This window comes from Streptomyces marianii, from assembly GCF_005795905.1.
Lineage (GTDB): Bacteria > Actinomycetota > Actinomycetes > Streptomycetales > Streptomycetaceae > Streptomyces > Streptomyces marianii.
Genome location: NZ_VAWE01000002.1, coordinates 196,055 through 206,903, shown reverse-complemented (window position 1 = coordinate 206,903; position 10,849 = coordinate 196,055). Strand labels below are relative to the sequence as shown.

The window sequence follows — 10,849 nt, the reverse complement described above, 5'->3', positions numbered from 1 at the left end:
CGGCGCCTGATTGCCGGAAGGGACGAACATCCCCTGGGGGTCGGCTGCCGGCCCATCGGTGGTCCGGCGACCAACGAGGGCCGTCCGGTCGGATGGGCCCATGTGGCCGACAGCAGCGCGGTCGACGCCCTGCTCCGCGCGCACGCCCTGGGGGCGACCGTGTACGACACCTCGGACGTCTACGGGCTCGGCCACTCCCAGAGGCTGCTGGGCAGGATGCTCGCCCAAGTGCCGCGCACGAGCGTGCGCATCACATGCACGGTCGGCACGTACAAGGGGACCGGCCAGCACGCCTATAGCTCCCTCAACCTCTTCCGTCAGGTGGAACAGACCCAGGAAAACCTGGGTGTGAAGCACCTCGACGTGCTGGTCCTCGCCCACGCCGACTTCGGTCCGGGCGACCGCTACCTCGATGAAGCGCGGGACACCCTGCAGGCCCTGCGCGACTCCGGCGACGTCGCCGCGATCGGCATGCGCGTGCCGGGCATCTTGCCAGCAAGTCCAGCCGCTGCCGACCCGAGCACCGGCCACTGGGGAAGCCAGCCGCGCTACGACTTCCTCTTCGAGCAGCTCAACCCTCAGGTCCTCAGCACCGCAGTCAATCCGCTCGAACCGCAGACCGATCACGCTGCCGCGGCCGAAGCTCATAGTGGGGAGAGCGTCTTCTCCTTCGCGCGCCGACACGGTGCCGCCACCATGATCCACGAACCACTCCTGCACGGACTGCTCACCGGGAAGTACAGTCCCGACGCGGCCTTCTCCCCCGGCGACATTCGCACCCGGTACACCCCTGCGGACCTCGAGATCATCGACCGCGGCCTGGAGGCGCTCCGCAGTCGCTTCGGGAGGGACCCGCAGGCTCTCGCGCGGATTGCCCTGCACTACTGCCTCAGGCGCTGCCCTGACTCCATCGTGCTGGCCGGGGCCTCCAGCCCAGAACAAGTGAACAAGAACTTCGAGGGCCTCAATGCCGAGGTGAGTGACGACGACTACGCCCTCGCTGAGCGCGCGTATTCGACTCTGCACGCCGAACTCGCCCAGCATGCCGCCTCAGCGAAGGCAGTGCCATAGCGTCCGTCAGAAACGGAATGACTCTCGTTCCAGCCGTGACTTCTTCCACGGCAGCCTCGGAGTCAGCGACCAGTGCCGCTAGCGTCCGGCGGTCTCTTGCGACCACGGCGCCCTCCCTGGCCGGTCCGCACCTTCAACCTCACGGGGCCGACTGATCCGGTCACACAACCCCAACTCGCCCGGCTGCTCGCCCCAGCCCGGTGCCGGGAGATCCACGGCATCCTCGCCGACTTCCGGGTCGACATCAACGACGACAGGGAGTACAAGGCGATGCTCGAACAGATCCGAACCCTGGGCGCCGGACTCGCCCTCGCGCGCGAGGAAGACGTTGTGACCTCACCCAGAACGCCCGCGGCCGCCGTGACGGCACGGAGCCCGGAGTCGGCACCTCACCCCGTACGCCTCCATCTGCCCTTCATCGAGACAGGCAAGAAGCTCACCGACGCCGCGCGGGAGAAGTTCGCGAAGAAGGTCGCGGCGGCCTATCGCTCCCCGGGCCGCACGGTCACCTTCCAGGAGATCTGCGACGACCGGGCGCCGTTCCCTGCACTCGGGGGAGAGCCCCGATGAGTCGGAGCGCCGTTGCTGAGGGCGTGCCTCCCGGGGTCGGCGCTTCCGCCACGGATCCCGTCAGCGGCAGCGCCGTGGCCCCCAGGGACGTCGTGGTTGTGACCGCGGACCGCGTCGACCGCGCCTGCCATGACGCTCTGACGTCCCACTACGAGCGGCATCCCGATGTCGCGGTCGTGCTGGTGGCAGACCTCGTCGGCGCCCACGACATCGTCGCTGTCGCGCCGTACGGCGTGGCAGCGGTGGTGCGCACCGCCGAGCTATACGACAACCCCGACCTCCTCCAGCGCGTGAAGGCCCTGGCCGCCGAAGGCGGGCACCGTCTCCCGGCTGGACTGGGCAGCTGTATTCGGGCTGCCGCGGCCGAGCCGACGCGTCAGCAAACGCTCGGGCAGCCCGGCATCCTCTTGAAGCCCTCGGAGGTCGACGTCCTGGTCCTCGTGGCCGAGGGGCTGACGCGTACGGGCATCGCGCGGCGGCTCGCCCGAACCCCCGAGCAAATCCGGTCCACGCTCAAGAACATCTTCGTCCGGCTGAGCGTGCACCAGCGAGCCGAGGCAGTCGCCTACGCCGCCCGCACGGGCCTTCTCTGGTCCATGTCCGACCGGGAGGCGCGGTGACTCATCTGCCCCCGCCCACGCCGGACGGCCTATGGAGGAAGGCGAAGACCGCGTCCGTGTCATGTGTCCCTGCTCCGAAGGGATGCTCGTGAAGACCTTGCCCCCGCTGCTCCGCGTTGGGCGGTTCCTCGAGATTTCCCGCCGGCTCCTGGCGACCGTCCACCTGGCGCTGCTCGCCGTGGCGGAGTACGCCGTGCTCCTCCGTCCTGTCGGGCCTGGGCAGTACGGCATGGAGGGACCGGGCACCAGCTTCCGCAACGACGGGACCGTCCGAGTCCCGGAAGCGCTAGCCGTACTGCACGCTCACACCCCGGCAGGTGAATCGGCATGAGCCTCATCCTGGACGTCACCTCCAGCGTCGACAAGCAGTCCCTCCTGGCCCGCCGCTCCGCACCGGCCTCCTCCGGAGCTGCGGCGAGCGGGAGCCGACCGGGCTCTGCGGAGCGCTCCCGCCAGCTGAGAGATCTACGCCTGAGCATCCTGCGCTCGCTCACCACTGGTGTCCCGGGCCAGCCCCGGGTCGGCCTCTATGTCCTGGTCAAGGACAACAGCAGCGCCGGTGAGCGGCGCGCCGTAGCGCTCGCCTGCGCCGGGCGGGCGGGCTTCGAGGTCGCCGAGACCTACGTCGACGACACGTGGAGGAGCGACCCGGTGAGCCGCTTCGCCCTGGCCCGGGCCTACGCGGCGCTGCGCCGACGTGACATCCATGGCCTGGTCGTCGCCTCGCAGGTCGACATCTCTCCCATCGACTCCGTGTACGAGCAGGAACTTCGCCGCTTGTGGGCAGCAGGCGGCTTCCTCGACCTCGCCCTCGACGAAACCCGACTCTGAACAGGACACGTCATGCCAACAGCCGCGTACTCCTCCCCATCACCCGCAGCGAGAGAGCAGGCGCCGGTGGTCAAGCCCGGCCAGCGCCTCACCGGCGACCTCGCGAAAGCCTTCAGCGCCTACGTCGTCTCGCTCTATGTCGAACCCGAGCCCATGGCCATCCGCGCCATCTGCGAGAAGACGGGAAGGTCTTACGGCAACATCCACCGGATCCTCAGCGACGCCAAGGTCACCATGCGCAACCGCGGCTACCAGAGGCCCTCCGGGCTGGAGGAGCACCGTGACGACGTCGAATGAGATCAGCGGGGATGCCCGGCTGTCCGGCCTCGTCGTCCAGGCCCGTGACATCCACGGCGACCTCCACCATCACGCGGCCCCGCAACCGCTGCCCACGCCACACCAACTGCCACCGGTCGCACCGCACTTCGTGGACCGTGCGGCGGAAATCAACGCCCTGGACGCCGCACGTCGCGACGGCAGCAGCCTGGTGGTGATCACCGGACTCGTCGGGGTCGGCAAGACGGCGCTCGCCACGCGGTGGCTCTCCTCCGCCACCGACGCCGCACGGCCGGAGCTGTACGCCGAACTGAGCGGCCGGGCCGGCCCGGCCCGGCCCGAGGACGTGCTGCGCCCGTGGCTTCGCGCCTTCGGGATCGACCGGCCGCCGGCCGGGCTGCAGGAGCTGAGCGCCCTGTGGCGTTCGGTCACGGCCGCCCGCCCGGTCACGATCCTGCTCGACAACGTGGTCGAAGCCGATCAGGTCCCGCCACTGCTGCCCGCGGGTTCCTCCAGCACGACCGTCGTCACCAGCCGCGGGTCGTTGTGGGAGCTCGCGGTGGACGGCGCCGCACACCTGCCCCTGCGCCCGCTCGCCCCCAGTTCCTCGATCACCCTGCTGGCCCGCTTCATCGGCGAGGAGCGGATCGCAGCCGAGCCTGAGGCCGCCGCCCGGCTCGCGACCCGGTGCGCGCACCTGCCGCTGCCGCTCGCCCTGGCCGGGGCCCGGCTGAAGTCCCGGCCCGAACACGCCCTCGCCGCGGCCGCCGCAGCCCTTGCCCACCCCCGCAGTGAGGACCCCGTACGGATGGCCATCTCCGCTGGACTGACCGAGACCTACAACTCCTTGGGGCAGATGGCGCAGTACGTGTACCGGTCCATCGCGCTGCTGCCGGTCGCCGCCGTCGATCCGGACATGGTGAGCGCCGTCTGCCGTCTGGAGCGGGCCGACGCCGAGCGGCTGCTGGGTGTCCTTGCCGACGAGCAGCTGCTGACCCCCGACACGTCCGTGGCCGGCCTTGCTCCGCGCTACCGACTGGCGTCGGCCGTACACGAGCACGCCCTCACGCTCGCCGAACGGCACGACGATCCGGCGGAGCGGCGGCGGCAGGTCGGGCGGCTGTATACGTGGGTGCTCGCGATCGCCACCCAGGCCCAACGCATGCTGACTCCCGCTCAGGCCACGCTGCGCAGCCAGCTGCCCGCCCAAGCCGACGCCCCGCCCGTCTTCCACGACGAAGCCGGCGCGATGGCCTGGCTGGAGGCGCAGGAGTCCAACCTCCTCGGCGTGCTGGAGGCGGCAGTCACCAACGACGCCGACGACGTGGCCTGGATGCTCGTCGACGCCTTCTGGCCCCTGTTCCTGCGCCGCCACCCCTACCCCCTGTGGATCCAGACGCACGAGGACGGACTCGCCGCGGCGCGCCGTACCGGGAACGCCGCTGCCGTCCGGCAGATGCTGCTGTCCGGGGCGATCGGCCTGAGCTCGGCCGGTCGCCTGGAGGAGGCACTCACCTGGTACGGCGAAGCCCGGCAGGCCGCACAGGCCGAAGGAGACGTGCGCGACGAAGGCCAGGCGCTGCTCGGGATAGGCGCCTGTCACCACGAGAGCGGCCGCCCCGAGCAGGCCGAGCCGTACCTCACCCAGGCCGTGGCCCTGTGGAAGTCCTGCGGGTACCGGCGCGGCGTAGCGCTGGCGACGATCCTGCTCGGCGAGATCTCACTCAGCCGCGGCGCGCAGTCCGAGGCCCTCGACCAGTTCACAGCCGCGCACAGCGTCCTCGCTGGCATCGATGACTCCTACGACGCGGCTCGCGCGCTCGCCCTACGGGGCCACGCCCGGGTCCTGCTCGGTGATCTCGACGTCGGCGTAACCGACCTGGAGAAGGCACTCACCGTGTTCGCCGCAGCGAGCAGCACCCGCTGGCAGGCCCGCGCGCTCGAGATGCTCGGCCGCGCGCACCGGGCGCGCGGGCGTGACAGCGCTGCCCGGGACTGCTTCCGGCAGGCCGCGGACCTCGTCGAGGTGATCCGGCCGGACGAGGCGGAACGGCTGCGCCGGCTGGAGGAAGAGCGATGACGGCCGCCTCGCCCGCCCCGGGGGCCGGGACGGGATCTCGGACCGACAACACGATGCGCGATGTCACCGTGCACGGACCGACCATCCAGTCAGGCAGTATCACCGGCGGCGTCCACTTCCATCAGACCCGGCTCGGCCCGCCCACCCCGTGGCAGGTCAGACCTGTCCCCGCATCGTTCACGGACCGCACCGAGGACCTTGCGAGCCTCATCGCGTGGATCCGGAGCAGATCGCCGTACGTCCGCATGGTGGCCGTCCACGGGCCGCCCGGCGTCGGCAAGAGCACCCTGGCCCAGCGCCTCCTGGACGAACTGCGCGACGAATTCCCCGGCGGCCAGCTCTACGTCGACCTGCAGGGATACGACCCGGCGGGCCCGGCACGGCTCGACGAAGCCCTCGGGCAGCTGCTGCGCTCCCTGTACGGCGGTGATCTGCCCTCCGGGGTGGAGGAGCGTGCCGCGTGGTGGCGGTCAGTGACGGCCGAGCGGTCCCGCCGACCGGTTGCGGTGCTCGTGGACAACGCCGTCTGGGCGGATCAGGTGCGCGCGCTACTGCCCGGCGGGCGCGAACACCTGCTCGTGGTTACCAGCCGGACGCCGTTGGCTGATCTCGGCCGCGACGGAGCCCGCCACCACCATCTTCAGCCGTTCTCCCCCGCCGCCGCCCAGGAGTACCTGGCGGCCGTGGCTGGCGAGCACCGCGTCGCGAGCGACCGGCGGGCCGCGCAAGCCATCGCCTCCCTGGGCGCCGGGCTTCCCCTCTCCCTGGCCTTGGCGGGGACCATTCTGGCCTCCCACCCCGACCGCTCCCTGGCCGAGCTGGCCACCGCACTAACCAGCAGGCGCCAGCAGGTCCTCGCCTCGACGCACGGCCTCACCCCCCTCGGAGTCGCCATGAACAGCTCCCTGAACGAGACCTACTGGGGCCTGCCCCGCCCGAGCGCCCGCGTCTTTCGCAGCATGGGCCACCTCTTCCCCTACGACCTCGACGCGGCAGTGACCGCCGCCGTCTGCGGCCTTCCCCTGGAGAAGGCCGCAGAGGAGCTGACCGCACTCGCGGGCGCCGGCCTCCTGATCACGGTGCGCGAAGACGCGGCCCGCGGCACGGTGTACGGCTTCCACGACGAGGTCCGCGCGTACGCCCGGCACCGGGCGGTGGCCGAGGCGACGGACGGTGAACTCGACGAGCAGACCCGCCGCGGACTCGACTTCTACCTGGCCACCATCACCACGGCCGAGCGCCTGTTGACGGACACCCACCGAAGTCTGGCCCGCGACTACCGCTTCGAACCCGATAAACCCGCCCCGTTCACCGACAAGGACGGAGCGGCCGCCTGGCTCCACGCCCAGAGCAACAACCTGCTGCCCGCCGTTCGCACCGCAGCGGTGGCCGGGCTCCCACAGACCACCTGGCAGCTGGTCCACGCGCTGTGGGCCTACCTCCGCCTCACCCACGACCACGCCCTCTGGTTCGAGGCGCACGAACTCGGCCTCATGGCCGCGCGCGAGTGCGGTGACCAGCTCGCCGAGCAGGAAATGCTCAACACCTGGGGTGTCGGCCTGCGCAGCGACGGCCAGTTGGAGGCCGCCGTCGAGCGATTCGAGCAGGTTCTGCAGATGGCGCGCGCCCGCGGCGACCGACGCGGCGAGGCCCAGGCCCTGCACGAAATCGGCGCCACCTACCTGGCCGCCGACCGCATGGACGCCGCCCGCGCGCCGCTCGAACAGGGCCGCGCTCTACGCCAGATCCTTGGCGCTGAGGCCACGGACCCGCACGAACAGCGCACCTACACCCGCGCGGTCGCCCTCAGCGACACCGCCCTCGGGCAGGTGGCCATCAGCCTCGGTGACCCTGCCGGAGCCATCACCCGCCTCACGGCCGCGCGCACGACGCTCCTGGACATCCAGGACGCCTTCGACGCGGCCCGCGCCCTGGCCTGGCTCGCACGCGCACACGCCTTGTCCGGCGACCTCGACGCCGCCGAACGTGAAGGAAGGCAGGCCGTCACCGAGTGCACCGCGGTCCGCTCCCCTCGTTGGACGGCCCGCAGCCTCGAACTCCTCGGTCGCACCCTGCAGGAGGCCGGTCACCACGACCAGGCCCGCGCCGCGTTCGAGCAGTCGCTCCAGATCTACACGGACCTCAACCCGCGCGACGCCGACCGCGTACGCCGACAGCTCCCGTCCGCCTCATAACCCACGACAGCTAGCTTCTCGGCCCCGTCCCGAGCGGGCCGAATCCTCACCGTCACCCGCACCACCCGCCGAATCACGGAGGCACCTACACATGACCCAGCGGAGCGCTCCCGTCATCACCCCGCTGACCGCTACCGAGCGGAGGGTCCTCGAAGAGATCTCCCTCGGTCATGCGCCGGCGGTCGGCTCCTCGAACCTGAAGATGGCGCCAGGCACCTTCAACCGCCACTCCACCCAGATCGGCCACAAACTGCAAGCCAGGAAGCCCACGCTCAAGGTACAGATGGGCTTCGTCTCCGGCGAACTGCCTCTCCCTGAACCCTTGTCGGCGCCTGTGCCGTTCGACGAGCAGGAACGGCTGCTGTGGCAGGCCCACGCTCTGCACCACACGGCCGCCGCCATCGCCAAGCACGCCCGGATCGACCAGTTCGATCTCGCTGGTGCTACCGCTCGCCTCATGGCTAAGGCGGGTGCGGGCAACGAGGCGCACCTGATCCGTCTCGGTCACGCCTACGGGGTCCTCACCACCACCGATGTACCTACGCCGTCACCGACCTGACTTGGCATCCCGATCCGTGAGAGCGCGGGTGGCGGCGTCGAGGAGAAGTCGAAGTCCTTCGCCGGTCTGCGGTGCGTTGGTGCGCGGAGCTCGGCTGGCGAGGGAGTCGGCGACCGCGAACGCGGCGGCGGCCGGCACGTGGCGGTAGCGGGTGACGGCCAGGATGCCCGCCGCTTCCATGTCGGCGACGACGGCGTCCTCCGCCGTGTACTGCCGCACTTCAGCGGCGCTCTCCCGGTACAGCGCGTCGGTGGTCCAGGCGCGCCCCCGGCGGGCGGCCGCGCCGAGGGTGGCGGCCGCGGCCGCCAGGCGGTCGGTCAGGTCGGGATCGGGGGCGACGTAGCGGCCGGGGGGCAGGTAGTGGTGGGAGAGGCCTTCGCCGCGCAGGGCGTCCTGGCAGATCACCAGGGCGCCGGGCTGAAGGATGTCGGTGAGGGTGGCGGCGGTGCCGATCGTGATGACCGCGCGGGCACCGAGGGCGATGAGCTGTTCGACGACGAGGCCGGCGGCCGGGGCGCCGCGCCCGAAGCCGGAGCAGAGGACGACGCCTTCGGCCGTGCGGTGGAGATCGGCCGACACCCAGCGTTCCAGCGGCCTGGTACCGGTGCGGCGGGCGGCGTGCTCCGCCAGCGAGGACTGGTAGAGCAGGATCACTCCCGGACTGCGGGCGAGGTCGGCGTCTGGGTGGCGGGCGCGGATGTAGGCGGCGTGTTCGGCCGGGTCGGTGAGTGAGGGCAGGAGGTGCTTGTCCGCGGGCAGCGGGGCCCCGGGCGCGGGCATGCTCATCGGGTGGTCGTCCGCTGCTCGATAGCGCGCAGCAGGCGCTGTTCGTCTGCGGGGTCGACTTCGTTGACGGTGTGCCAAGGCAGGACGGGGTCGTCGATGCGGCGCAGGTGGCGCTCGAAGTCGAGGCCGTGGTCGTCCAGTGCCTTCAGCAGGACCTCGCGGTCCAGGCAGGTGAGATCGGCGCCGCTGTCGTAGAGGTCCTCCAGGACGCGGCCGACGCGCCTGTCGCCGCGCAGGCAGACGGCCTCCAGGTAGAGGCGGTTGGTCTCGCCGTACTGGACGCGGTAGTGCTCGGCGAAGGTCTCCTGGCCGACGAGGTCGCGCAGCCGGTCGGTGATCTGCGTGACGTAGCCGTCGAGGAGGGCGGGGTCGGTCATCGGCAGGCGCTGGGCGGGGGTGCCCGGTTCGGGCATGAATTGGTGGAGCTTGACGATGACCGAGCCGTCCGGCCGGCCGAGGCGGTCGCGGATCTCCCGGGCGCGGTCGGCGATCGCGAGCCGGTCCTCCTCGCGTTCGCCGGGGGCGCCGATGATGAAGTACAGCATGATCGTGTTGATGACGTCGGAGGAGTGGCGGCACCGGTCGATGGCCTGGTCGACGCGCTCGGGCGGCATGGTCTTGCCGTACATGGCGACCAGGTCGGCGGCGGCGAACTCGGGGGCGATGGTGACGATGCCGCGGGCCTGGGTCAGGCTCAGCTCGGTGAACAGGTGACCGAAGTCGCCGAGTTCGTTGACGTCGCGGAGGTAGTCGGCGGTCATCTCGTCGGCGCGGACAGAGCCGATGATGGTGCTGACCTTGACGCCGCGGGCCGCGGCCCGGTCGCGGTAGGCGCGGATCCGCTGGAGGATCTCCGCGCGGTGGCGGTACTGGGTGAAGGTCGGGGCGCTGATGATGATCAGCGGCACGCTGAGCTCTTCGAGGCGGTCGATGTAGGCGAGCATCTTCTCCAGGGGCGCCTGCCGGAACGGCGGGACGCCCAGTGTGCAGAAGGAGCAGGTGTGGCGGCATCCGACCAGCGGGATGATCCCGGCGGCCGTGCCGTCGGTGACGGGGTAGGCGAAGTGGGCGTCGTGGAGGTCGGCCAGCTCGAGCCACTGGGCGCTCACGCGGTCCGGCACGGTCAGCGACGTGGGCCGCACCGCGCTCACTCCTCCGCCGTCGACCAAGTCGCACGTGTAGAGGGAGGGCACGTACAGGCCGGGGATCCGGGCGAGCTGCTCCAGCAGAGGGGTTTCGGGGTCGGTCTGCCGGTGGGCGTGGACGGTGCGCAGGAGCTGGGGCAGGGACTTCTCCGCCTCTCCGAGGGCGACGACATCGAGGTAGTCGGCCAGGACCTCGGGGTTGGCCAGGCCGCCCTGTCCGCCGATGACGAGGGGATGCACGCCGGGGACGCGGTCGGCGGTGCGACGCGGGATGCCGGCGAGGTCCAGGAGCCGGAAGACGGAGTGCAGGTCGCCAGCGTTGGTCACCGACACCCCGATGACATCGGCGTCGCGGACCGGGGCGGCGGACTCGATGGTGCGGTAGGGGGCGCCGGCGCGGGTGCGCAGGCGGTTGCCGTCGCGGATGAGGCTGTCGTACTGGATGGCCCGCTCGGCGTACGCGGGCAGCGTGGTATCGCGGTTGATCAGGTCGTACAGCGCCATCGGCCCGTTGCACATCAGCGAGTAGGCGTGGCCGTAGGGGAAGAGGAACACCATCCGCAGGTCGTTGGCGCCGTGGGTGGTGGGGTACGGGTCGCCGAGGACGGTCGTCTCGCGGCCGCGGATCGCGTCGATCTCCTGGTCGAGCAGGGACATGCTGGCTCCTTCGACCGCCCCAGGCCCGGGGCGGTGGTGCGTACGGGGTCGGGTCCGTG

11 protein-coding genes are annotated in these 10,849 nt (G+C 71.2%); 9 read left to right on the top strand and 2 right to left on the bottom strand.

All coding sequences use genetic code 11. From position 1 onward, the window contains the following. The first annotated feature begins 102 nt into the window (after positions 1-102). The 9 genes from FEF34_RS38855 to FEF34_RS38815 all read left to right on the top strand — a co-directional run bounded on the left by FEF34_RS38855 (position 103) and on the right by FEF34_RS38815 (position 8,202). On the top strand, positions 103-1,071 hold the full coding sequence (locus FEF34_RS38855) for an aldo/keto reductase (RefSeq protein ID WP_234043331.1): 969 nt from the start codon (positions 103-105) through the stop codon (positions 1,069-1,071). Positions 1,072-1,167: 96 nt separating this feature from the next. Continuing rightward, a complete protein-coding gene (locus tag FEF34_RS38850) occupies positions 1,168-1,641 on the top strand; it encodes a hypothetical protein (RefSeq protein ID WP_138058158.1) in 474 nt (157 codons plus the stop codon). Further along, positions 1,638-2,261, top strand: a complete 624-nt coding sequence (locus FEF34_RS38845; RefSeq protein ID WP_138058157.1) for a helix-turn-helix transcriptional regulator — start codon at positions 1,638-1,640, stop codon at positions 2,259-2,261. The genes FEF34_RS38850 and FEF34_RS38845 overlap by 4 nt, the downstream gene beginning before the upstream one ends. 88 nt (positions 2,262-2,349) lie before the next feature. Continuing rightward, positions 2,350-2,592 carry a hypothetical protein gene (locus FEF34_RS38840; RefSeq protein ID WP_138058156.1) on the top strand — a complete coding sequence of 81 codons (243 nt, stop codon included), beginning with the start codon at positions 2,350-2,352 and terminating at the stop codon, positions 2,590-2,592. Next, positions 2,589-3,092: a hypothetical protein gene (locus FEF34_RS38835; protein ID WP_138058155.1), complete on the top strand. Its 504-nt coding sequence runs from the start codon at positions 2,589-2,591 to the stop codon at positions 3,090-3,092. Before FEF34_RS38840 ends, FEF34_RS38835 begins: the two co-directional genes overlap by 4 nt. 12 nt (positions 3,093-3,104) lie before the next feature. Continuing rightward, positions 3,105-3,389 (top strand): helix-turn-helix domain-containing protein, encoded by a 285-nt coding sequence (locus FEF34_RS38830; RefSeq protein ID WP_138058154.1) that lies wholly within the window; start codon positions 3,105-3,107, stop codon positions 3,387-3,389. Beyond that, entirely contained in the window at positions 3,373-5,448 is a 2,076-nt protein-coding gene (locus tag FEF34_RS38825; protein WP_138058153.1) for a tetratricopeptide repeat protein, read from the top strand. Before FEF34_RS38830 ends, FEF34_RS38825 begins: the two co-directional genes overlap by 17 nt. A gap of 53 nt (positions 5,449-5,501) precedes the next feature. Beyond that, positions 5,502-7,643, top strand: a complete 2,142-nt coding sequence (locus FEF34_RS38820) for a tetratricopeptide repeat protein (protein ID WP_234043330.1) — start codon at positions 5,502-5,504, stop codon at positions 7,641-7,643. 91 nt (positions 7,644-7,734) lie between these two features. Beyond that, entirely contained in the window at positions 7,735-8,202 is a 468-nt protein-coding gene (locus tag FEF34_RS38815; protein ID WP_138058151.1) for a hypothetical protein, read from the top strand. On the opposite strand, the gene FEF34_RS38810 is transcribed toward FEF34_RS38815, so the two are convergent. Beyond that, entirely contained in the window at positions 8,191-8,988 is a 798-nt protein-coding gene (locus tag FEF34_RS38810) for a phosphorylase family protein (RefSeq protein ID WP_138058150.1), read from the bottom strand. The genes FEF34_RS38815 and FEF34_RS38810 overlap by 12 nt on opposite strands. Next, positions 8,985-10,790, bottom strand: coding sequence for a B12-binding domain-containing radical SAM protein (locus FEF34_RS38805; RefSeq protein ID WP_138058149.1), 1,806 nt, complete (start codon positions 10,788-10,790; stop codon positions 8,985-8,987). The genes FEF34_RS38810 and FEF34_RS38805 overlap by 4 nt, the downstream gene beginning before the upstream one ends. Positions 10,791-10,849 lie beyond the last annotated feature (59 nt).

Excerpts from the sequence above, each read along its gene's own strand:
- FEF34_RS38845 (WP_138058157.1), top strand. The coding sequence starts at position 1,638 with ATGAGTCGGAGCGCCGTTGCTGAGGGCGTGCCTCCCGGGGTCGGCGCT.
- FEF34_RS38835 (WP_138058155.1), top strand. The coding sequence starts at position 2,589 with ATGAGCCTCATCCTGGACGTCACCTCCAGCGTCGACAAGCAGTCCCTC.
- FEF34_RS38830 (WP_138058154.1), top strand. The coding sequence starts at position 3,105 with ATGCCAACAGCCGCGTACTCCTCCCCATCACCCGCAGCGAGAGAGCAG.
- FEF34_RS38820 (WP_234043330.1), top strand. The coding sequence starts at position 5,502 with ATGCGCGATGTCACCGTGCACGGACCGACCATCCAGTCAGGCAGTATC.
- FEF34_RS38815 (WP_138058151.1), top strand. The coding sequence starts at position 7,735 with ATGACCCAGCGGAGCGCTCCCGTCATCACCCCGCTGACCGCTACCGAG.
- FEF34_RS38810 (WP_138058150.1), bottom strand. The coding sequence starts at position 8,988 with ATGAGCATGCCCGCGCCCGGGGCCCCGCTGCCCGCGGACAAGCACCTC.
- FEF34_RS38805 (WP_138058149.1), bottom strand. The coding sequence starts at position 10,790 with ATGTCCCTGCTCGACCAGGAGATCGACGCGATCCGCGGCCGCGAGACG.